23 protein-coding genes are annotated in these 20,196 nt (G+C 61.8%); 6 read left to right on the top strand and 17 right to left on the bottom strand.

Going from position 1 to position 20,196, the window contains the following annotated elements; genetic code table 11:
* Positions 1-13 precede the first annotated feature (13 nt).
* The 7 genes from soxB to EZV60_RS02305 form a co-directional block, all read right to left on the bottom strand.
* Entirely contained in the window at positions 14-1,711 is a 1,698-nt protein-coding gene (gene soxB / locus EZV60_RS02335) for a thiosulfohydrolase SoxB (protein ID WP_135501731.1), read from the bottom strand.
* 100 nt (positions 1,712-1,811) lie between these two features.
* Positions 1,812-2,663 (bottom strand): sulfur oxidation c-type cytochrome SoxA, encoded by an 852-nt coding sequence (gene soxA, locus EZV60_RS02330; RefSeq protein ID WP_135501729.1) that lies wholly within the window; start codon positions 2,661-2,663, stop codon positions 1,812-1,814.
* 69 nt (positions 2,664-2,732) lie between these two features.
* Positions 2,733-3,062: a thiosulfate oxidation carrier complex protein SoxZ gene (gene soxZ, locus EZV60_RS02325; protein WP_135501727.1), complete on the bottom strand. Its 330-nt coding sequence runs from the start codon at positions 3,060-3,062 to the stop codon at positions 2,733-2,735.
* A 19-nt stretch (positions 3,063-3,081) separates the two neighbouring features.
* On the bottom strand, positions 3,082-3,501 hold the full coding sequence (soxY, locus tag EZV60_RS02320) for a thiosulfate oxidation carrier protein SoxY (protein ID WP_135501725.1): 420 nt from the start codon (positions 3,499-3,501) through the stop codon (positions 3,082-3,084).
* A gap of 48 nt (positions 3,502-3,549) precedes the next feature.
* Positions 3,550-4,026, bottom strand: a complete 477-nt coding sequence (gene soxX, locus EZV60_RS02315; RefSeq protein ID WP_135501723.1) for a sulfur oxidation c-type cytochrome SoxX — start codon at positions 4,024-4,026, stop codon at positions 3,550-3,552.
* A gap of 121 nt (positions 4,027-4,147) precedes the next feature.
* Positions 4,148-4,723, bottom strand: coding sequence for a thioredoxin family protein (locus EZV60_RS02310; RefSeq protein WP_135501721.1), 576 nt, complete (start codon positions 4,721-4,723; stop codon positions 4,148-4,150).
* Positions 4,724-4,739: 16 nt separating this feature from the next.
* Positions 4,740-5,477: a cytochrome c biogenesis CcdA family protein gene (locus EZV60_RS02305; protein ID WP_135501719.1), complete on the bottom strand. Its 738-nt coding sequence runs from the start codon at positions 5,475-5,477 to the stop codon at positions 4,740-4,742.
* Positions 5,478-5,554: 77 nt separating this feature from the next.
* Here EZV60_RS02305 and EZV60_RS02300 point away from each other — a divergent pair, with 77 nt between their 5' ends.
* Genes EZV60_RS02300 through EZV60_RS02290 form a run of 3 tightly spaced genes read left to right on the top strand, consistent with a single transcriptional unit; the run spans position 5,555 to position 7,415 of the window.
* Entirely contained in the window at positions 5,555-5,938 is a 384-nt protein-coding gene (locus EZV60_RS02300) for a thioredoxin domain-containing protein (protein ID WP_135501717.1), read from the top strand.
* Positions 5,939-5,974: 36 nt separating this feature from the next.
* Positions 5,975-6,328, top strand: coding sequence for an ArsR/SmtB family transcription factor (locus tag EZV60_RS02295; RefSeq protein WP_135501715.1), 354 nt, complete (start codon positions 5,975-5,977; stop codon positions 6,326-6,328).
* Positions 6,329-6,359: 31 nt separating this feature from the next.
* Complete coding sequence (locus EZV60_RS02290; RefSeq protein WP_135501713.1) at positions 6,360-7,415, top strand: YeeE/YedE family protein; 1,056 nt, start codon at positions 6,360-6,362, stop codon at positions 7,413-7,415.
* A 3-nt stretch (positions 7,416-7,418) separates the two neighbouring features.
* Here EZV60_RS02290 and EZV60_RS02285 read toward each other — a convergent pair whose 3' ends face one another.
* Both EZV60_RS02285 and EZV60_RS02280 read right to left on the bottom strand, forming a co-directional pair.
* Complete coding sequence (locus tag EZV60_RS02285) at positions 7,419-7,700, bottom strand: GNAT family N-acetyltransferase (RefSeq protein WP_135501711.1); 282 nt, start codon at positions 7,698-7,700, stop codon at positions 7,419-7,421.
* Positions 7,701-7,716: 16 nt separating this feature from the next.
* A complete protein-coding gene (locus tag EZV60_RS02280; protein ID WP_135501709.1) occupies positions 7,717-8,310 on the bottom strand; it encodes a LysE/ArgO family amino acid transporter in 594 nt (197 codons plus the stop codon).
* Between the two features lie 123 nt (positions 8,311-8,433).
* Between EZV60_RS02280 and EZV60_RS02275 the strand changes: the two genes are divergently transcribed.
* Positions 8,434-10,074, top strand: a complete 1,641-nt coding sequence (locus EZV60_RS02275) for a site-specific DNA-methyltransferase (protein WP_135501707.1) — start codon at positions 8,434-8,436, stop codon at positions 10,072-10,074.
* 97 nt (positions 10,075-10,171) lie between these two features.
* Here the strand turns inward: EZV60_RS02275 and EZV60_RS02270 are convergent, their stop codons facing one another.
* Positions 10,172-10,921, bottom strand: coding sequence for a YebC/PmpR family DNA-binding transcriptional regulator (locus EZV60_RS02270; protein ID WP_135501705.1), 750 nt, complete (start codon positions 10,919-10,921; stop codon positions 10,172-10,174).
* 122 nt (positions 10,922-11,043) lie between these two features.
* Here EZV60_RS02270 and EZV60_RS02265 point away from each other — a divergent pair, with 122 nt between their 5' ends.
* Positions 11,044-12,825 (top strand): SLC13 family permease, encoded by a 1,782-nt coding sequence (locus tag EZV60_RS02265; protein ID WP_135501703.1) that lies wholly within the window; start codon positions 11,044-11,046, stop codon positions 12,823-12,825.
* A 60-nt stretch (positions 12,826-12,885) separates the two neighbouring features.
* Positions 12,886-13,260 (top strand): cupin domain-containing protein, encoded by a 375-nt coding sequence (locus tag EZV60_RS02260; protein WP_135501701.1) that lies wholly within the window; start codon positions 12,886-12,888, stop codon positions 13,258-13,260.
* 43 nt (positions 13,261-13,303) lie between these two features.
* Here the strand turns inward: EZV60_RS02260 and EZV60_RS02255 are convergent, their stop codons facing one another.
* The 7 genes from EZV60_RS02255 to mgtE all read right to left on the bottom strand — a co-directional run bounded on the left by EZV60_RS02255 (position 13,304) and on the right by mgtE (position 20,121).
* Positions 13,304-13,789: a lytic transglycosylase domain-containing protein gene (locus tag EZV60_RS02255; RefSeq protein ID WP_135501699.1), complete on the bottom strand. Its 486-nt coding sequence runs from the start codon at positions 13,787-13,789 to the stop codon at positions 13,304-13,306.
* A 100-nt stretch (positions 13,790-13,889) separates the two neighbouring features.
* The gene (locus EZV60_RS02250; RefSeq protein WP_135501698.1) at positions 13,890-15,668 is read right to left on the bottom strand and encodes an SLC13 family permease; all 1,779 of its coding nucleotides are present in this window, start codon (positions 15,666-15,668) and stop codon (positions 13,890-13,892) included.
* A complete protein-coding gene (locus EZV60_RS02245) occupies positions 15,668-16,648 on the bottom strand; it encodes a DMT family transporter (RefSeq protein WP_245306172.1) in 981 nt (326 codons plus the stop codon). The genes EZV60_RS02250 and EZV60_RS02245 overlap by 1 nt, the downstream gene beginning before the upstream one ends.
* Positions 16,608-17,429 carry a TIGR00282 family metallophosphoesterase gene (locus EZV60_RS02240; protein WP_135501696.1) on the bottom strand — a complete coding sequence of 274 codons (822 nt, stop codon included), beginning with the start codon at positions 17,427-17,429 and terminating at the stop codon, positions 16,608-16,610. Before EZV60_RS02240 ends, EZV60_RS02245 begins: the two co-directional genes overlap by 41 nt.
* Positions 17,430-17,645: 216 nt before the next feature.
* The gene (locus EZV60_RS02235; RefSeq protein ID WP_135501694.1) at positions 17,646-18,023 is read right to left on the bottom strand and encodes a hypothetical protein; all 378 of its coding nucleotides are present in this window, start codon (positions 18,021-18,023) and stop codon (positions 17,646-17,648) included.
* Positions 18,024-18,157: 134 nt separating this feature from the next.
* Complete coding sequence (locus EZV60_RS02230; RefSeq protein ID WP_135501692.1) at positions 18,158-18,715, bottom strand: 5-formyltetrahydrofolate cyclo-ligase; 558 nt, start codon at positions 18,713-18,715, stop codon at positions 18,158-18,160.
* On the bottom strand, positions 18,712-20,121 hold the full coding sequence (gene mgtE / locus EZV60_RS02225; RefSeq protein WP_135501690.1) for a magnesium transporter: 1,410 nt from the start codon (positions 20,119-20,121) through the stop codon (positions 18,712-18,714). The genes EZV60_RS02230 and mgtE overlap by 4 nt, the downstream gene beginning before the upstream one ends.
* Positions 20,122-20,196: the final 75 nt, after the last annotated feature.

The raw sequence follows: 20,196 nt of genomic DNA, 5'->3' as shown, positions 1-20,196 counted from the left end.
TTCTCCACGGCGCTCAGACGCCGGTCACTTTCACGTTGTCATGCCCGGGGGCGGTCACCGTGCCCAACTTGCGAATGTGGCTTTCCACCACGTCCCAGATGGGCGGGCCTTCGGTGCCTTCGTTCACGCTGGCCCAGCCCGCGACGACGTAATTGCGCGCAGGATCAATGGCCCCGCCCGTGCTCAGCAGGGTCATGTCGGAAATGCGCTCACCCTGCGGCTTGGAGATATCGATCGCATAGCCCATGCCCCCGATCCGCACCATGTCGCCGCCCTGCTGATAATAGGGGTTGGGGTTGAAGATGTTGTCGGCCACGTCCTCCAGGATCACCTTGAGGAACTCGCCCGTCATTTCCGTCCGGTACGCCTCCGGGTAGGTCATCGAGGTGACCCCCCAGATATCCTCCCGCGTGATGTCCTGTCCGGGGATCAGGCTCGGCCCCCAGCGCACGCCGGGGCTCAGCGCGATCTCGGCATCCCGCTCGGACAAAAGCGCGTCACAGATCACGTCATCCCACGTGCCGTTGAAATTGCCACGGCGATAAAGCGTGTCCTCGGTCTGCCCGATCACCTCGGCCATCTCGGCCTCATAGGGCGCGCGCTGCTCGTCGATCAGCGCAGCCATGTCTTTGTCGGGCTGGATCACGTCCGAGAAGATCGGGATCAGCTTGTGGCGGAAGCCCATCATCCGGCCCTCGCGCACGTCCAGATCCACCCGGCTCACAAACTTGCCGTTCGAGCCAGAGGCCACGATGATCGTCTCGCCCACCAGCACCGGCTCGGGCACCGCGTCATGGGTGTGGCCCGACAGGATCACGTCGATCCCCTCGACCACGCCCGCCATCTGCTTGTCCACGTCAAAGCCGTTATGGCTCAGGACGACGACCAGATCGGCGCCCTGCCCACGCACGTCGTTGACAACCTCCTGCATCCGCTCGTCACGAATGCCAAAGCTGAAGTCCGGGAACATCCAGCCCGGGTTTGCGATGGGCATGTAGGGAAACGCCTGCCCGATCACGGCGATCTTGGCCCCGCCGCGCTCGAAGAATTCATACGCCTTGAATTCCTCAGAGGGCTCGTCCCAGGTTGCGTCGAAAATGTTCTGGCCAAGTGCTGCAAAGGGCAGCCCCTCGATCAGTTCGCGCACCCGGTCCTGCCCCAGCGTGAATTCCCAGTGAAAGGTCATCGCGTCGGGCTTCAGCGCGTTCATCACGTTGACCATGTCCTGCCCTTCGGTGTGATAGCAGGTGTAGGACCCGTGCCAGGTATCCCCGCCATCCAGTAGGATCGCGTCGGGCCGGTCGGCGCGGATCGCGTTCACCACCGTGGCCACCCGATCCAGCCCGCCGACACGGCCATATTCGCGGGCCAGCGACGCGAAATCCTCATAGGTCAGCGCGTAATCGCGCGGGCTGCCATCCTCGATCCCATAGGCCTGCCGGAAATCGGCCCCGGTCAGGTGCGGCACCTTCCCCTTGTTGTCGCCCACGCCGATATTGATCTCCGGCTCGCGGAAATAGATCGGCTTAAGCTGCGCGTGAATGTCGGTGACATGGATCAGGCTCACGTTCCCGAACGTGTCGAACTGCAAAAGCTGGTCCTGCGTCAGCGCCTGCTGCGCGGCCAGTTTCGCCCAGTTGCCGAAGCCGCTCGCGCCCACCAGCGCAGAGGCGGCCATGCCCACTTGCAGAAAATCACGACGAGAGATCATGAGGTGCCTTTCCATTCCCCGCTATTACATGCGGAAATTTGAATATATTTGAGTAAAGAAAACCCCGTAACCCATTGCGGGCACGGGGCATTCTCGTTTTTTAGTTGCGGACCGACGGGCCCTCGACCGACAGGCCGTTGCCGCGGCTTGCGACATAAAGCTCAAGCGCGATGAACTCCGGGCCGCCCGGCTTGAAGGTCTCGGCGCGGGTGTCCCGCACACAGCCCTTGAAGCGCGCATGCACCGTGTTCAGCTTGGCGTTCTTCAGACGGTAGGTCGGGAAACCGTTGATCTGGCCCTGGCTGAGGTGGTCGGCGCGGATCATGTTGCCATAGTTGTCCTCGTGGCAGTTCGCGCAGCTCAGCTCAAGCTGACCGGTCCGGGTATAGTAGAGCTCCTTGCCCTGCTCCCAGGTCTCGGCCGCCGGGCCGTCGATGGCGACGTTGACCGGCATGCCGCGCGATTGCAGCGAAATGAGCGCTTCCATGTTCGCCATCTGTCCGCTTGTGTACTTGTAGGGATCAGCTTTCATGTTCTCGGTCCGGCAGGCGTTGATCTGATGCGCCAGCGTGCGCACCTCGCCCGCGTCCTCGTTCCACTTCGGATAGACGGCGCGCACGCCCTCCATGCTTTCCGGGCCCTCGTGGCAGCTTGCGCAGGACTTGCCCGCCTCGCCTTCCACGGTGTTCCACTGTTCGCGGCCCGCATCGACGAAGATCATGCCGGGGTTGTCGAAATCGTCTGTCTCCAGCGCCTGCGTCTCGTCCGAGCGGAAGTGCCAGCCCGACATGATCGTATCGATGCCGGTCCCTTCCATATGCGCGGGCGCCGCCGTCTTGGTGACCATCTCGGTCTCGCCGTTGATGACAAGCGTGTCGTCATCGGGTTCGGCGAAGGCCACGCCGGGGGCGATCATCAGCGCGGCAATGGCGGTCAGTGCTTTGAATTTCATTGTGTTGTCCTTCCTCCCTGGAACAACCCCGCTCCGGAGATTTCCGGTGCGGGGCGCGCTCTCTCGGTATCAGCCGACGCTGATCGCCTGCGTGTCCGTATAGGTCGAGCCGTCATCGTCGTCCCAGACGAATTCGAACTCGCCCGCTTCGGGCACCTTGGCGTCGAACTCGAAATAGGGGTTGGTGGAAATGGCCGGCTCCATCTTCACGTTGATCACCGTCTCACCGTTGAACGAACAGGTGAAGTTGTTGATGATCGAACGCGGAATGACGTTGCCTTCCTTGTCCTTGCGCTGGCCCGATTCCATCTGGTGGCTGATCAGGCACTTGATCGTGATCACGTCACCAGCCGAGGCCGACTTGGGAACTTTCACGCGGGGGCGTACACCTTTTGCCATATCTTAAATCTCCTCTACCTTAGCCGCCGCAGCCGCCGATGGTGACTTTGACGTTCTTCGACGTGCGGGCAAAACTGCCGTCCGCCATCTTCGCCACGGCGATCACGTCTTGCGTGCCAGCCAGGCGAATACGGGTCTTGGCGCGGCTTTCGCCTGCCAACGGGCCGAAGTTGAAGGTTGCCACGGGGGGCGTCGGGTTGCCGGCCGCCAGCACCATGATCGACGCGGCGCCCTCAGCGCTCACTTCGATCGGCACGGTGTTGCCGTTCTCGGCGATCTCCGGCGCGATCAGGTCGACACCGCTGTCGGCCAGATCGGCCCCGCCGGTGAACTCGTTGATCAGGTCATCCACGGCCGAGGCCATGGCCGGCATCGGCAGGGCGGCAACCACGAGGGCCGCACCGCCAACCGCCAGCGTTTCACGTCTGGTCAAGTCCATTGTCATCTCCTTTGTCTCACAGAGCAGGATCCGGAAAACCGACCCGGCTCACTGTTCCTTCTGGGTCATCAGGAAGGCCACCACATCCTCGATCTGCTGGGCTGTCAGCAGCGTGTCGAGAGGTCCCTCCGGCGCCTCGCCGGTATAGGCGTCGCCCGGGCGGATATAGCCTTCGTTCTTGAAGTAGGCGGGCATGATCGTGCCCGGGAACATCTTCTTGGCATTCGCCACGATCCCGCGCAGTTCCGCTTCGCCCCAGCGGTCGCCGACGCCGTCAAGCATCGGGCCGATTTCGCCGTGGAACGGCGCATCGTTGAGCGCCGTCACCTGATGGCAGGCAATGCAGTTGCCGATCGACTTGGTCTTCATCACCAAGGCGCCGTTTTCCGCATCGCCGGGCTGCCCCGTCAGGGAGTCCTCGATCTGGCCGTATTCGCCGTAGGTGACAGAGGCCGGCGTTACGTCGCCGGCGATCAGGGGCGTTGCGACCAGTGCCGCCGCCAAAGTCGTGAGTGTAAACTTCATAGGTCCTCCCGTGGCTTCCAGTCCCTCTTGGATAGCTCGTGTATACGGTAGTTCACAGTCCGGCGGCGACGCAACTACAAATTCACACTTTTGAATTATTTATTATGGGGCACCGATCTCTCTACTGTTTTTCGGCCGCGCGCTCCTGAATTCGGCGCGCATGGTAGCGCTGAAAATCTTCTCCGTTTTCAACGTCATAGCGCTTCTCGTTGACCCAGGTCAGCATGTCCAAAGTCGTGCTGGCAGAGAACGCGCCAGGCTGTAATGCGACCTGAGCCTGAGCCGTGGATTCATCCTCCGGCACCTCTTCCGGCAGGAAGATCAACGATGGCGTGAACAGAATCCCCCACTTCCGCGTCGCCGCCTTTTCGGCCATCGCCTCGCCATCGAAATCGACGATTTCCCGGTCGCCATGCAGGTTCAGCTGCACCACGAAATAATTCTCCGAGATATAGTCCGCGACCGCAGGTACGGGGAACACATCCTCATGCATCTTCTTGCAGTAAAGACAGCCGCGCTGCTCCACCATCAGCAACAGGCGTTTGCCCTCGGCGTTGGCCTCCTCCAGATCCTCGCGCAGATCCAGAAAGGTCTCGCGCATCCAGGCGGCCTTGTGCAGCCCGTCATCGCCCATTTCTGCCGCCCAGGCAGGCAGCGCCAGCAGCGCCGCGGCCAGTGTCGTGATCCAGTGTTTCATGACGTCTCTCCCTCGCTTAAATCTGACTGAAGACCGGAAAAGCCTCCAACAGCCAAAATGCGATCTCGTTGATCCGGTTCGTGACCAGAAGCCCCGCGAAGACGATCAGCAAGACACCCATCACCTTCTCCACCTTGCCCAGATGCTGCCGGAACCGCTTGGCAAACCGCAGGAACGGCTTGATGAACAGCGCCGCCACCACGAAGGGCAGCGTCAAACCGACCCCGAAAATCAGAAGCAGGCCCAGCCCCTGCCACGCGGTCTCCTCGAAGCTCGCGGTCATGATCACGGCGGTCAGCACCCCGCCAACACAAGGCGTCCAGCCCGCGGCAAAGGCCAGCCCCACCACGTAAGAGCCCAGCACCGACATGTTCGCCGTGTCGCCCGCCTGCACCTGGAATTGCCGGTCGAGAAACCCGATCCGGATCACGCCCAGGAAATGCAGCCCCATGACGAAAATGATGCCTGCCGCCACCCAGCGGAATTCGGCCTGATAGGCCCGGAACATCTGGCTCAGCGAAAACGCCGCCGCGCCCAGCAGCACGAATACCGTGATGATACCAAGCGAAAACATGATCGACGACAGAACCGCGCGCCGGCGGATATCAGCGGGAAGCTCGCCCGCCTCGTTCAGCGCGCCAAGCCCCGATCCGGCCATGTATCCGAGGTAAAAGGGCACGATCGGCAAGATGCAGGGTGAGAAAAACACCACAAGCCCGCCGAAAAACGCGCCCCAGAGCGAAACGTCGAACATGCGCGCTTTCCTTTTGTTGTAGTATCAACATATTCAAATTACGTTGTATGACACAACAGCTAATAGAGTTTCTCGGGATGCCACACAGACGGGCACTGCTTTTTTCGATCTTCCTCGCCGCGCTGGCCGCCCTGCCCGCGCGGGCGCTGGAACTCGTGATGGTCGAACAGCCCGGCTGTCACTATTGTATCGAGTGGAAAGATACGATCGGCCCGATCTACCCCAAGACCGCCGAGGGCAATTTCGCCCCGCTGCGCATGGTCCAGATCAAAGAGATGGACGAGACGGATATCGCCCTCACGGGCGGACGCGTGGTTTTCACGCCCACATTCCTTCTGGTCGAGAACGGAAAAGAGATCGACCGCCTCGAAGGCTACCCCGGCGAGGATTTCTTCTGGCCGTTGCTGGAACGTATGCTTACGCGCAATACCGATTTCACCTCGCCCGAGGTTACAAACTAAGTGCGGGATCGCCCGCCACATGAGGACGGACAAACTATGGGACTGCCGGTTTTCGACAAGACGCTCGACGACGCGGAAATGGACCGCATGATGACCAACGCCACCCATGCGGCCAATTTTCTCAAGGCGATCAGCCACGAAGGCCGGCTGATGATCCTCTGTCATCTGGTCTCCGGCGAGAAATCCGTCACCGAACTGGAAGAGCTGCTTTCGGCCCGTCAGGCCGCCGTCTCGCAACAGCTGTCGCGCCTGCGCCTGGAAGGGCTGGTGGTGCCCCGCCGTGAGGGCAAGACCATCTACTACAGTCTCGCCGACGAGCGCCCTCGCAAGATCCTCGAAACGGTGTATGATCTTTTCTGTGCGCAGGACTCGGGACCACGCGAAAGCTGAGGAACCTCCCTGCGCACACCGGGAGGACGACATGTATAACTGGATAAGTGACGCCGCACTGGTGGCGCTTGTGGGCCTTGGCTCGGGCCTTCTGCTGGGGCTGGCCGCGCGGCTGGGACGGTTTTGCACTTTGGGCGCGATCGAAGATCTTCTCTACGGCGGCTCCTCCCTGCGCATGCGCATGTGGATCCTCGCGATCGGCATCGGCATCATGGGCAGCTTCGCCCTGATGGGCGCAGGCCTCTTTGATCCCGCGCAAAGCTACTATCTCTCGATCCGCTGGATGCCGATGGCGTCGATCCTCGGTGGCCTCATGTTCGGCTACGGCATGGCGCTGGCGGGCAATTGCGGCTACGGCATGCTGGCCCGGCTCGGCGGCGGCGATCTGCGCGCCTTCGTGGTGATGCTGGTCATGGGGGTTGCGGCCTATGCCGTGCTCTTCGGCCCGCTCGCCGGCCTGCGCAACATGATCTTTCCGCAGGTCGATGTGACCGACACGCCCCCTGGGCTTGCCCACATGATCTCTGCCGCCACCGGCCTCGGCATCCCGGCTCTGGGCCTCGCCATGGGCGCGGCGGTCACGCTTGGCGCTCTTGCCTCGCGCAGCCTTTTGTCAGAACCGTCCGCGATTTTCTGGTCGCTCATCGTGGGGGTCGCGATCCTCTTTGGCTGGGCGGGCAGCACCTGGGTCGCCACGCATGGCTTTGCCGCGATGCCGGTCGTCTCGCACAGCTTTTCCGCCCCCGTGGGCGAAAGCCTGCTTTACGTCATGACCGCCTCGGTGCGCGCGCCCTCTTTCGCGGTGGGCTCCGTCGCGGGCGTCGTGCTCGGCGCCGTCGTAGGCTCGCTCTTCAAGGGACACTTCCAGTGGGAGGCCTGCGAAGACCCGCGCGAGCTGCGCCGCCAGATGCTGGGCGCGGGGCTGATGGGCGCGGGCGCGGTGCTCGCCATGGGCTGCACCGTGGGTCAGGGCCTCTCGGCCTTCTCCGTGCTCGCGGTCTCGGCGCCGGTGACCTTCCTGGCGATCTTCGCTGGCGCCGCCCTCGGCCTGCGCCAGCTCATCACGGGCTTTCAACCAGCCGAGTAAGGCTCAGCCCAGCACATCGTGCCATTCGGGATGCCGCCGGAACTGGCTGGCGGCAAAGGGGCAAAGCGGCGTGATCGTCTTGCCCGCCGCCCGCGCATCCTCGACCGCGCGCCGGACCAGCGCCTCGCCCACGCCCTGCCCGCGATACACGTCCGGCACGCCGGTATGGTCGATGATGATCGCCTTCGCCCCCAGCTTGGAAAAGGTCAGCTCCGCCTCCGGCCCACCGTCAAGGCGCACCCGGTAGCGCCCCTTGCTCTCGGTCTCGTCCAGATGAATGTCCATGCCCGCCCTTTCCTGCTCAGCCCAGAAGCAGCTTAGCGGCAATCGCCCACATCACCAGCCCCACCAACGCATCGAGGCCCCGCCACGCCGCTGGCCGCGCGAAAAGCGGCGCCAGCCCCCGCGCGCCGTACCCCAGCGAAAAGAAAAAGACGAAGCTCGCCGTCATGGCCCCCAGCGCAAAGGCCAGCCGGTTGTCATACTGCGCCGAGATCGACCCCAAGAGTACGACCGTGTCGAGATAGACATGCGGATTGAGCCAGGTCAGCGCGAGACAGGTGAGAAGCGCGGCGCGCAGGCTCCCCGCGCCCTGCCCCGCCTTCAGCGCCTCACCCCCGCGCCAAGCGGCCCAAAACGCCCGCGCGCCGTACCACAGCAGAAACGCCGCCCCGCCATAGCGCATGATCCGCTCCAGCCCCGGCACCGCCTCGGCCAGCGCGCCGAACCCCGCGACGCCCGCCGCGATCAGCACCGCATCGCTCAGCGCGCAGGTGAGCACGACGGGCAGCACATGCGCCCGCCGCAAGCCCTGCCGCAGCACGAACGCATTCTGCGCCCCGATGGCGAGGATCAGCGAAAACCCAAGCCCGAACCCGGCCAGTACAGCTTCCATGTACGATTCTCCCGCCTCGTAGGCCGTGCTTCCGCGCGGCATTGCGTTATGGCCCATGTCGTCTAAAGTGATCGTCAGCACAAGTCACACATCCCCAAGATGTGACAGCACGAGGATCGGCAGATGGGCAATCACCTCTACTATGGCGACAACCTCGCCGTGCTGCGCGAAAGCATCGCGGATGAAAGCGTCGATCTGATCTATCTCGACCCGCCCTTCAACTCCAACGCCTCCTACAACGTGCTATTCAAAGGCCCGCACGGCAATGAAAGCGCGGCACAGATCGAGGCCTTCGACGACACCTGGCACTGGACCGATGCCGCCGAGGAAGCCTTTGGCGAGGTCCTGCGCTCCGGCAATGGCGCGGCGGCGGAAATGCTGCGCGCGATGCGCAGCTTTCTGGGTGAGAACGACATGATGGCCTATCTCGCCATGATGGCCGTGCGGCTGCTGGAGCTGCACCGGGTTCTGAAACCCACCGGCAGCCTCTATCTACACTGCGACCCGACGGCGAGCCACTACCTTAAGATCCTGCTGGATGCGGTGTTTGGCGCGCGTTGTTTCAAGAATGAAATTGATTGGAAGCGGACGACAACCCACAGCGATGCAAAAACTTGGAGTAACAACGCAGACTGTATCCTGTTCTACGCCAAGTCCGAAAAGGGATTTATCTGGAACACACCGCGAGAGCCGCATTCCGAAGAATACGTGAAGTCTAAATACGGTCGAGACGACAAAGACGGACGTGGACCTTATCACTTGGATAATATGACAAGTCCAAGTCCTCGCCCAAAGATGATGTACGAATGGAAAGGCTTTCCATTCCCGGAAAAAGGCTGGCGATATCAACACGAAACGATGCAGCGCCTTCATGATGAGGGTCGAATTTGGTATCCGACAACCGAAACGGGTGAAATGGACCATTCAAAAAGGCCTCGCCTTAAACGCTATCTTAACGAAATGGAAGGCGGTGTCATGGGCGACATCTGGACGGATATCCCACCGCTGAACTCCCAGGCCAAAGAACGCCTCGGGTATCCCACCCAGAAACCCGTCGCGCTCCTCGAACGCATCCTCTCCGCCTCCTCCAACGAAGGCGACGTGGTGCTCGACCCGTTCTGCGGCTGCGGCACCACCGTCCATGCCGCCGAGAAACTGGGGCGCAACTGGATCGGCATCGACGTCACCCACCTTGCCATTGGCCTCATTGAAAAGCGCCTGCGCGATGCTTTCCCCAAGGTCGAGTTTACCACCCATGGCGTGCCACAGGACATCTCGGGCGCGCGCGACATGGCCAACCGAGGCCGCACCGACAAGAATTACTATTTCGAGTTCGAAAAATGGGCGCTTTCTCTCATCAACGCCCAGCCGGGCAACATGGGCAAGAAAGGGGCCGACAAGGGGATCGACGGCAATATCTATTTCGGCAAGACCGACCGCGCCATCGTCTCGGTCAAGGCCGGTGACAATATCGGCGTCGGCATGATCCGCGACCTGCGCGGCGTCATCGAGCGCGAAAAGGCAGAGATCGGCATTTTCCTCACCCTGACCGAGCCGAAGAAGACCATGGTAGCCGAGGCCGCCGCCGCCGGTCAATTTCAGATGGAGGGATTCGAGCCGGTGCCGCGCATCCAGATCGTCACGATTGAAGAGGCGTTAAACTTGCGTGACCGCGCCGTGCGCCTGCCCGCCCGCCGCGACGACACCTTCAAAAAGGCCGCGCGCGAGGAAGATCGAACCGCTCAGGGAAAACTCGACCTGTAGGGCGGGCTTTTAGCCCGCCATGACACCCTGAAAATTTTGTACAAAATGGACAAAGGCCCTGAAAAACCTGCTCCATTTTGTACAAACCGGCCCCGGATCACTCCGCGGCCAGTTGCGCCATCACCTCGTCGGAGGCCTCGAAATTCGTCGTGACGTTCTGCACGTCATCGTCGTCTTCCAGCGCCTCGATCAGCTTCATGAGCTTCTGCATGGCCTCAAGATCCAGCTCGGTCGTGTTGGTCGGACGCCACACCAGTTTGGTCTCCTGGCTCTCGCCCAGCTCCGCTTCCAGCGCTGTCGAGACCTCGCTCAGATCCGTGTCGGCACACCAGATGATGTGGCCATCCTCGCCCGATTCCACATCTTCTGCCCCGGCCTCGATCGCGGCCATCATCACCGTGTCGGCGTCTCCCGCCTCCGCTGGGTAGCTCACCGCACCCTTGCGCTCGAACATGAAGCCCACGGATCCGGTCTCTCCAAGGTTGCCGCCGTTCTTGGTAAAGGTCGAGCGGACGTTCGACGCGGTGCGATTGCGGTTGTCGGTCATCGCCTCGACGATCACCGCCACCCCGTTGGGCCCGTACCCTTCGTACCGGATTTCTTCATAATCCTCCCCATCGCCCCCCATCGCCTTCTTGATGGCGCGGTCGATATTGTCGTTGGGCATGGATTGCGACTTGGCCTGCTTGACGGCAAGGCGCAGGCGCGGGTTCTTGTCCGGGTCCGGATCGCCCATCTTGGCGGCGACGGTTATCTCCTTGGAAAGCTTCGAGAAAAGCTTGGCCCGCTGGGCGTCCTGGCGGCCCTTGCGGTGCTGGATATTGGCCCATTTGGAATGGCCGGCCATGGTGACCTCCGGAAAATCTGCTGACGATCTGGCACTCTATATGTCACCGGACGGCGGTGCTGCAACCCGCTTGCATCGCCATGCGTTTCGCGTTTGTCTGCAACACCTGCACGGGAGGTTTCGTGACCCAGGACCAGATCGCCCTTTTCGCCATTTTCGCGGTCCTCTTCGGTCTTCTGATCTGGGGCCGGATCCGCTTTGATCTCGTCGCCTTCGCCGCACTGCTGGTCGCCGTGCTCTGCGGTCTCGTGCCGGCGGAAGACGCCTTTTCGGGGTTCGGCCACCATGCCACGATCATCGTCGCCCTGGTGCTCGTGGTCTCGTCCGGCCTCGTGCAGGCCGGGGCGGTGCAGATGATCACCCGCACCCTGATCGACAGCACACGCTCCGTTCAAGCCCACATCGCAACCATGAGCGGGCTGAGCGCCGCTTTGTCCGGCTTTATCAACAACGTAGCCGCGCTTGCCCTGTTGATGCCCGTCGACGTGGAAACCGCCCGCAAGGCCGGGCGAGCGCCCGGTCTCACACTGATGCCGCTGTCTTTCGCCACGATCCTTGGCGGGATGGTCACACTGATCGGCACACCGCCCAACATCATCATCGCCTCGATCCGCGAAGAGGAGCTGGGCGAGAGCTTCGCCATGTTCGATTTCACGCCTGTCGGCGCGATCACCGCCCTCGCCGGGGTGGCCTTCGTGGCGCTGATCGGCTGGCGGCTGATGCCCGCGCGGGTCTGCGACCAGGACAGCAGCGCGGAATTGCGCGATACATCCGTCTACCTGGCCGAACTTCTGGTGCCTCAGGACAACCCGATCATCGGTCAGACCGTCGGCGACGTCTACGACGCAGGCGGCGACCAAGACGTTGATATCCTAGGGCTTATTCGTGACGGGAAACGCCGCTTCGGCAGTGCCCGGCGAACCGGAATCCGGGCGGGTGACGTTCTGGTGCTCGAAGCCACAGCCGAAGCGCTGGAAGAGTTCCGGTCGACCCACAAGCTCGACTACACCGATGCCGACCGCCGCGACGCTACTCGCGAAAATGCCGACGGGCTGGAATTGCTGGAACTTGTGGTGCCCCGCGACGCGCGCATCGCCGGAAAAACGGCGCAGTCCATCGGACTCCACTGGCGGCATCGCACCGTCGTCGTGGGGGTTTCCCGCCAGGGTCGGCAAATCCGCAACCACCTGCGCCGGGTCAAGGTGCAACCGGGCGATATCCTACTGCTCCTCACGCCCAAGGACGACGCGATCAACGTGGCCGACTGGCTCGGCTGCCTACCGCTGGCCGAGCGCGGCCTGTTCGTGATCCGGCAGGACAAGGTCTGGCTGGCCATCAGCCTTTTCGCGGCGGCCGTTTTCGCGGCGACCTTCGGGATCGTGTCCTTGCCGATCGGGCTTGGCTGTGTCGTCGTCGCCTATCTCCTCACCGGGGTGCTGCCGGGAAACGATCTTTACAGAAAGGTGGAGTGGCCCGTGGTCGTGCTGCTCGGCTCACTGATCCCGCTCGGCACCGCGCTCAAGGATACCGGCGGCACGGACCTTCTGGCCAGCCAGCTCCTCACGTTGACCGAAGGCCTGCCCGCGTGGGCGGTGCTGACCGCGTTGATGGTGGTCACCATGACGCTGTCGGATGTACTCAACAACACCGCTACAAGCCTGGTTGCGGCCCCCGTTGGCATCGAAATGGCCCGGACGCTTGGCGTCTCTCCAGACCCGTTCCTCATGGCGGTCGCAGTAGCGGCCTCCTGCGCGTTTCTCACGCCCATCGGTCACAAGAACAACACGCTTATTATGGGTGCCGGCGGCTATCAGTTCGGCGACTACTGGCGCATGGGCCTGCCCCTGGAATTGCTGGTCGTGGCGGTTTCGATCCCGGCTATCCTGGTGTTCTGGCCCCTCTGACGGAACCTGTTCCTTGCGCCTGACGTTTGATCATCAAGCAAGCAATCGAAGGTGAAACATATGTCAGAGACGCAGAAAACCACGATGCCCATCGTCCAGATGGCAAAGGAAAACACCGAATTCCGAGAGGTCATCTACACCGGGGACAAGACGCAGCTGGTGCTGATGGCCGTGCCCGAAGGCGGCGAAATCGGTGGCGAGGTCCACGAAGGCCACGACCAGATCCTTATTTTCGTCGAGGGCACCGGCAAAGCCAAGATCGGCGAGGCCGAGACGGAGGTAACGGAAGGCGACCTGTGCTTCGTGCCGTCCGGCGCTTTCCACAACTTCACAAATACCGGTAGCGGTCCGCTCAAGCTTTATACGACGTATTCGCCGCCCGAGCACGCCCCGGGCACCGAGCATGCGACGAAAGCCGAAGCCGACGCCGAATAGTCGTGAAACCGAACCTTGCGTTAGGTTGATGCGAGATCGCCCGTCACCTGCAGTGGCGGGCGATTTCACGTTCACGCAGCCCCGTTTCGACAAGCAGACAACGGTCGCGCGCCTCGTAGTAGTATCCGCGCGCGTACCATTGCACGGCCCGGTCCATATTGCCGTCCGAGACAAGCCATGCGCCCCGCAGGTATTTGACCGCGTACCTCAGATTGGTTTCCGCGTCCAAAAGATCAGATGGACGCCCGGCAAAGCCCATGCCGCGCGCCGTGGCAGGAAGGATCTGCATCATCCCGTAATAAGGTCCGTTGCGCGCAGCCGGGCGGTAGTCGCTCTCGCGTTGAATGACCTTGTGCACCAAAGGCCGCGGCACTTCGTAGAAATCGGCGTATTGATTGACGAGCGCCCTGAGATGCGGGGTCTCATTGGGATAAAGCGGCACATCCGGCGCGACCTGCGGTTCCGGCGTCCGGCTTCCGCATCCCGCCAAAAGCACGGCAACGAAGAATAATCCAAAAATCCTGCGCATGTTTACGGCCCTGCATGCCTTTTGCTCCGTTTCGTCTTTCCGCCAATGCGCCGTTTTACGCAAGACCGCGTATTTCGGACCGGCGGCTTTTCGCGCGGCGCTAAAGCGGCCAGATCAGCGGAATGATCGCACTGGCCAAAAGGCCGATACTCAGATTGAGCGGAATGCCCACCTTGAGAAAATCCGTGAAGCGGTAACCGCCCGGGCCATAAACCAGTGTATTCGTCTGATAGCCGATCGGCGTCGCGAAACTGGCCGAGGCGGCCACCATAACCGCCACGACAAGAGGCCTTGCATCGATCCCCATGGCCTCGGCCAAACCGATCGCGATGGGTGTGACGACGACCGCCACGGCGTTGTTGCTAATCAATTCCGTTAGGATTGAAGTGATCAGGTAGATCGCCCAGACGATCATGACCGGAGGGAGGCTCGACAGAAACGGCGCCAGAGCTTGCACAATCAATCGCACGGCGCCGGATGCCTCGAGCGCGGCGCCAATTGCGAGCATCGCGAAAATGAGCGCCAACAAGCGTCCCTCGACAAAGGAAAATGCCTCGTCCGCGTCGATGCAGCGCGCAAGCAGAACGACAGCAACGGCAATCACCGACAGCGCAAGGATTGGCGCGACGCCGAACGCGGCGAGAATGACGATCCCCGCCAGTGCCGTCAGCGCCAGCGGCGCGTGCCCGCGCCGGAACGCCCGCGCCGAAGGATGAGAGACATCGACGAGATCCATTTCGCTGGCCAGCCGCTTGATGTCCTCCGGCGCGCCTTCAAGCAAAAGGGTGTCGCCCACCCGAACGATGAGTTCATCAAGCTGCCGGCCGATATTCTGGTTTCGGCGATGCACCGCCAGCGGATAGACCCCGAAGCGCCGCCGCAGACGAAGCGCCCCGAGCGAGCGTCCGACCATCTTGCAGCCTGGCGTGATCAGAACCTCGACCGTCGTCGTTTCCACCGCCGAGACCTGATCCACCCGTTTGAGGCTCTTGTTGGTCTGCAGGCTCAGAAGCTCGGTCATCTGTGTGCGCAGAACCACCCGGTCCCCGACCTGAAGCTCCACCCCCTTGAGATTGCGCCTGAGCGAGACATCGCCGCGAATGACGTCGATAAGCCGTACGCCCTCGCGCTTGAAGAGCTGAACCCCGGTGACTTCGCGCCCAATGAGGTTGCTGTCGGGCGGGATCACCGCCTCGGTGAAGAATTTCATCTTCGAGCGGTCCGACAGCATGTCCGCCATGCTTTCGCGCTCGGGCAAAAGCCGCTGCCCGATGAAATAGAAGTAGATGGCGCCCCACGCGATCAGGCACAGCGCCAGCGGTGTGACCTCGAAAATCGTGAACGGCTCAAGCCCTTGCGCACGCGCCACACCGTCGACCAGCAGGTTGGTCGACGTGCCGATCAGGGTAAGCGTTCCACCCAGGATCGCAGCATAGCTGAGCGGCATCAGCAATTTCGAGGCCGGCACATCGAAGGTGCGCGACAGCTGCACGAAGATGGGGATCATGACCACGACCACCGGCGTATTGTTCATAAAGGCCGAAGCCACGACCACAAAGCAGAGCAGCATGGCGATTGCCAGCCGGGGCCGCGTCTTGGCCTGCTGATCCGCCATGGTTGTAAAGGCATCTAGAGCGCCTGTGCGCACCAACGCGCCCATGACGATGAACATCGCCGCGATCGTCCAGGGGGCGGGGTTGGATAACACGCTTAACGCCGCGTCGTAGGGCAGAATGCCAAGCGCAAGCAAGAGCGCCGCACCGGCGATCGCCACGACCTCGGTCGGATAGATTTCTTTGACAAAGAGCGCGAACATCGCCGCAACGACGACCAAAGCAAGCACCGCCTCGCCCGTCTGCGAAAGCTCTATCAATTGCATTAGCTCTGCCTGTGTCCGGTGCCGTCTGACGCATCATCCTTCATGGCGGTGGTCGGGGCAAGGGGGATGGCTGGCTTAGGCTGAACAAGGAATATCCCCGCCACCATGAGCGCCAGAGAGGCCCAAAGCGTGCTGGAATAGCTTTCCTGCAGCAGCGCCATGGACCACAGCACACCAAACCCCGTCACAAGATAGGAAACCTGCGCGGTAAAGACCGACCCGGCCCGCCCGGTTAGCCAGACATAGGTCGCGTAGACCGCGGCATGAACGGTGGAATTCGCGACGAGCGCCAGATCGGCGATGCCGTAGGGCGGGAGGGGGTTGATCCACTGTCCCGAAACCAGCGCCAGCGGCAGCGTCACCGCCATCGCCAGAACCGAGGCAGCCGCCAGCACCTGTATTGGATCAAGCCCATAGGTGCCGAAGCGGGCCACGACATTGACCTCGCTCGCGTAACAGAACGGGGCAATCAGGGCGACCGGTACGAAAAGCAGCGCAACGCCTTGCGGCAGCCCCGCCTGCGGACCGAGCAGCAGCAGGATGCCCCCAAAGCCAAACAACAGCCCTAGCAGGCGGATCGCGCGAAATCTGTCGTTTCCCAGTAAAAGCGCCAGAGGAAAGGCGAAGATCGGAACACTTGAAATGACGATCGACAAAACGCCGCCCGGCAAGTGCTGCGCCGCCGTATAGTAGGCCACATCAGGCAATACCGCGCCAAGCATCGCCACGGCGATCAACAATCCCCAGGCGCGCCGCAAGGACGGAAACCTACGCCCGCGCAGTGCATTGAAGCCAAGCATGAGCCCCGCCACGATGGCCACCTGCCAGAAAATCAGGCCGAGCGGACCATAGCCTGTGCTGACCGCAACCTTCGCCAACGGGATACACAGGCCCCAGCCTGCGCCCATGGCGATAAGGACAACGCTCAGGAAGAGGCGGTCACCCAATGGCGGGCCCAGCCTCTGGCAATCGCCCGCCATGTCGCACCATCTCGGTCCGAACCGCCTTGCCTGTGGCGTCGTCGGTTTCCACATAAAGCCCCGACAATGTGACGTCGCCCATGGCCGGGGTGAAGCGCTCTTTGCCCATACCGGTTACGAACCGCCGCATCGGCTCGGCCTTGTCCATACCGATCACGCTTAGGTAATCGCCGCACATGCCGGCATCAGTCTGGTAAGCCGTGCCCCCGGGCAGGATTTGCGCATCTCCGGTCGGCACATGAGTGTGTGTACCCACCACCACGCTTGCGCGCCCGTCGCAGAAATGACCCATGGCCATCTTCTCGCTTGTCGCTTCGCAATGCATATCGATCAGTGCGGCTTGCACCGCGCCGCCACGCGGGTGGCTGCGCAGCACGGGATCAACGGCCGAGAACGGATCGTCGAACGCCCGCTTCATGAACACCTGCCCCAAAACTTGCGCGACAAGCACCTTTCGGCCTCGACCGTCTTGAAACACGCGGCAACCCCGGCCCGGTGCGCCCTTGGCAAAGTTGATTGGCCGGATAACGCGTGGCTCGGTCTCGATGAATTGCAGCATGTCCTTCTGATCGAAGGCATGATCGCCGAGTGTTACGCAATCGGCACCTGCCTCCAGCAGCAGCTTGGCATGCGCGCCCGTCAGCCCCATTCCACCCGACGCGTTTTCACCGTTTACAACGACAAAATCGAGCTTCCACGCTGTGCGTAATTTCGGCAAAGTTTCCGCCACAGCACGCCGTCCGGCGCGACCCATCACATCGCCAAGGAATAAAAGTCTCATGCGCTAGGTGTTAGGGCCGCAGGGCACGGAGGGCAACCCACATGGTAACACATAGAAACCCTCCGTTTTGCGCAACTCCATAAATCGTTTTGGTCAAGCTTTTCCGCAAATTTCTGATTTAGGCCTGAACATGCACAACCTTCGCGAAGTTTGCCTCGTGTCTCATTTGCAATGACAACGGAACATAAGATGTGAAGAACGAGCGTCGTACTCCGGTCAATTTCCGGAGGCCGTTGTTCCATCGGGATTGATCGCAGCCTGAGCGTCTTTCAATTGCGCCATGCAGGCTTCGGTGTCGCCCGCTTGCATCGCACGCTCTGCCTCGTCCAGGTAGCCATCCACAGTTTCCACGTTTGGCGGTTTTCCGAACCAGTTCTCCGTCGGCTTTGCGTCCTTGGCTACGACCTCTGCCTCACCCTCGTCGGTAGAAACGGAAACCTCGCCGGTCTCGATAAGGTCTTTCTTTTTCTCGGCCCATTCTTCCGAAATCAACTGGAATTGTGCGTTGCAGGGGGCCGGTGCTTCTTCTGCGGCAAAGGCTGGAATTGTCAAAAAGACAAGCGGAATGATAAAGGTCGTGACGGATTTTTTCATGGCGTACTGTTTTATCCCCTCGTAGAGCGTTGAGTGACGTGAACAGGCGAACACCGAATTCGTTCCATCACGCGTGACACAAGTCATCCCGTCTGATTGGTCGAACACGCGCCGGTCGAGGCCGCGTCGAGGAGCTAAAACGAGATCACCTCCGCTTCGGTCACTAGCAGGTCGAGCGGCTGATCGGTCGGTTCGAGAGGCAAGTTCTCTGCCTCTTGGGCACTGTAGGCAAACCCAATGGCCAATGTGGCGCGCTTCGCCCGCAGCCTTTCGAGCGTCCGGTCATAGAAACCGCCGCCATACCCGAGGCGCCCGCCTTTTCTATCGAACGCCACCAAGGGCACGATCAGGATCTCGGGTTCGAAGTAATCATCGACCGCCGGAATCTGCGCCCCGAACGGGCCGTCTTTCAGCGCGATCCCGGGTTCCCACCGGGAAAACTTCAAGGGCTGACCCGCTGCCTGGATCACCGGCACGCCCACGGGGCCATGCGCGGCGGCCTCTTCCATGGCCGGCAGGGGATCAATCTCGGTTCGGATGGGCATATATCCCGCCAGCGGCACGCCGCGATACCCCGCAAGGCATTCCGACAGGAGAGAGGAGGACGCCCCGATCGCCGCCTCGTGCGCCAGCTTGCGCCGGGCAAAAGCCGCCTTGCGCGCCTCGGCCTTGACGGCTGCCAGATCGGTCACAACAACACCACTGCGGCAAGTCCCAGAAAGGCGAAGAAGCCCACCACATCCGTCACGGTCGTCACGAACGCGCCCGAGGCAAGTGCGGGATCCACGCCGATCCGGTCGAGGACGACTGGAATGACCGTTCCGGCAAGCCCCGCCATCACGAGATTGATGACCATCGCGGCACCGATGACGTAACCCAGTTGCGGCCCGCCGAACCACAACACGCCAACAATGCCCATCACCACCGCGAAGATGACGCCGTTGACCAACCCCACAAGCACTTCGCGCCGAATAAACCGCCACACGTTAGAGCCGGTCAAATCCTTGGTGGCGATGGCGCGCACCGCGACGGTCAGGCTCTGGGTGCCCGCGTTGCCGCCCATCGACGCGACGATGGGCATCAGCACAGCCAGCGCAACGATCTGCGCGATCGCGGCCTCGAATTGCGCGATGACGAGCGAGGCGAGGATCGCCGTGACAAGGTTGACCGCCAGCCACGGAAAGCGCCGCTTGGTGGTGTCGATCACCCGATCGCTCAGACTGCCTTCTTCGCTCACACCGGCCAGGCGCAGGATGTCCTCCTCGTGCTCTTCGTCGAGGACGATCATCGCATCATCGATCGTGATCACGCCCACAAGGCGTTCATCGGCGTCGACCACCGGCGCCGAGATCAGGTGATACTGGTTAAAGGCATAAGCCACGTCGCCCTCGTATTGCGTGACCGGGATGACGTGGAATGTCTCTTCGACAAGGGACTTGAGCATGACCTCGCGCCGCGACGCCATCAGCCGACCAAGCGTGACGTTGCCGACCGGACGCAAGCGTGGATCGACAAGCACAATGTGATAGAACTGATCTGGCAGATCGTCCTGATTTCGCAGGTAATCAATCGCTTCGCCCACGTTCCAGTGCTCGGGCGCCATGACGACCTCGCGCTGCATCAGACGGCCTGCGGAATATTCGGGGTAGGTCAGCGATTGCTGCACCGCGATCCGGTCGCTGTCTTCCAGGACATCGAGGATCGCGGCCTGCTGTTCGTCCTCCAAATCCTCGACAAGATCGACGACATCGTCGGAATCAAGGTCGCGCACCGCCTCGGCAAGAACCTCGGGATGCAGGTTCGCCATCACGTCTTCGCGGATCGACTCGTCGAGTTCCGACAGAATGTCGCCGTCGAATTCCGTGCCCAAAAGGTCGATCAGGCGACGTCTGTCGAAAGCGTTGACCTGTTCAAGAAGGTCGGCGATGTCGGCGGCGTGATAAGGCTCCAGCTCTTGCAAGAGCATCGCCTGATCGCCGATGTCGACGGCATAAATGATCCGGGCCACGACCTTGGGATCAAGCAGGTAGGCATCCTCCTCCCGCTCTTCCTCTTCCGGCGTCTCTTCCGCGTCCGGCTCCTTGAGATCTTCTGACATGCCGCTCTCCTTCCGGCGCCACAACCGTCGCGCGTCTCAGACCCGCCAAGAGATACGCAAGCCCCGAGAGGAGTA

Source organism: Roseovarius aestuariivivens (assembly GCF_004761875.1).
Lineage (GTDB): Bacteria > Pseudomonadota > Alphaproteobacteria > Rhodobacterales > Rhodobacteraceae > Roseovarius > Roseovarius aestuariivivens.
The sequence above is the reverse complement of the archived record's forward strand: the minus strand, read 5'-3'. Positions and strand labels throughout refer to the sequence as shown.

Coding starts and splice junctions, on each gene's coding strand:
- EZV60_RS02295 (WP_135501715.1), top strand. CDS start 5,975: ATGGGACTGCCGGTTTTCGACAAGACGCTCGACGACGCGGAAATGGAC.
- soxX (WP_135501723.1), bottom strand. CDS start 4,026: ATGAAGTTTACACTCACGACTTTGGCGGCGGCACTGGTCGCAACGCCC.
- soxA (WP_135501729.1), bottom strand. CDS start 2,663: ATGAAATTCAAAGCACTGACCGCCATTGCCGCGCTGATGATCGCCCCC.
- EZV60_RS02270 (WP_135501705.1), bottom strand. CDS start 10,921: ATGGCCGGCCATTCCAAATGGGCCAATATCCAGCACCGCAAGGGCCGC.
- mgtE (WP_135501690.1), bottom strand. CDS start 20,121: ATGTCAGAAGATCTCAAGGAGCCGGACGCGGAAGAGACGCCGGAAGAG.
- EZV60_RS02240 (WP_135501696.1), bottom strand. CDS start 17,429: ATGAGACTTTTATTCCTTGGCGATGTGATGGGTCGCGCCGGACGGCGT.
- EZV60_RS02275 (WP_135501707.1), top strand. CDS start 8,434: ATGGGCAATCACCTCTACTATGGCGACAACCTCGCCGTGCTGCGCGAA.
- EZV60_RS02305 (WP_135501719.1), bottom strand. CDS start 5,477: ATGTTCGACGTTTCGCTCTGGGGCGCGTTTTTCGGCGGGCTTGTGGTG.
- EZV60_RS02260 (WP_135501701.1), top strand. CDS start 12,886: ATGTCAGAGACGCAGAAAACCACGATGCCCATCGTCCAGATGGCAAAG.
- soxZ (WP_135501727.1), bottom strand. CDS start 3,062: ATGGCAAAAGGTGTACGCCCCCGCGTGAAAGTTCCCAAGTCGGCCTCG.
- EZV60_RS02290 (WP_135501713.1), top strand. CDS start 6,360: ATGTATAACTGGATAAGTGACGCCGCACTGGTGGCGCTTGTGGGCCTT.
- EZV60_RS02310 (WP_135501721.1), bottom strand. CDS start 4,723: ATGAAACACTGGATCACGACACTGGCCGCGGCGCTGCTGGCGCTGCCT.
- EZV60_RS02280 (WP_135501709.1), bottom strand. CDS start 8,310: ATGGAAGCTGTACTGGCCGGGTTCGGGCTTGGGTTTTCGCTGATCCTC.
- EZV60_RS02245 (WP_245306172.1), bottom strand. CDS start 16,648: ATGGCGGGCGATTGCCAGAGGCTGGGCCCGCCATTGGGTGACCGCCTC.
- soxY (WP_135501725.1), bottom strand. CDS start 3,501: ATGGACTTGACCAGACGTGAAACGCTGGCGGTTGGCGGTGCGGCCCTC.
- EZV60_RS02285 (WP_135501711.1), bottom strand. CDS start 7,700: ATGGACATTCATCTGGACGAGACCGAGAGCAAGGGGCGCTACCGGGTG.
- EZV60_RS02235 (WP_135501694.1), bottom strand. CDS start 18,023: ATGAAAAAATCCGTCACGACCTTTATCATTCCGCTTGTCTTTTTGACA.
- soxB (WP_135501731.1), bottom strand. CDS start 1,711: ATGATCTCTCGTCGTGATTTTCTGCAAGTGGGCATGGCCGCCTCTGCG.
- EZV60_RS02255 (WP_135501699.1), bottom strand. CDS start 13,789: ATGCGCAGGATTTTTGGATTATTCTTCGTTGCCGTGCTTTTGGCGGGA.
- EZV60_RS02250 (WP_135501698.1), bottom strand. CDS start 15,668: ATGCAATTGATAGAGCTTTCGCAGACGGGCGAGGCGGTGCTTGCTTTG.
- EZV60_RS02300 (WP_135501717.1), top strand. CDS start 5,555: ATGCCACACAGACGGGCACTGCTTTTTTCGATCTTCCTCGCCGCGCTG.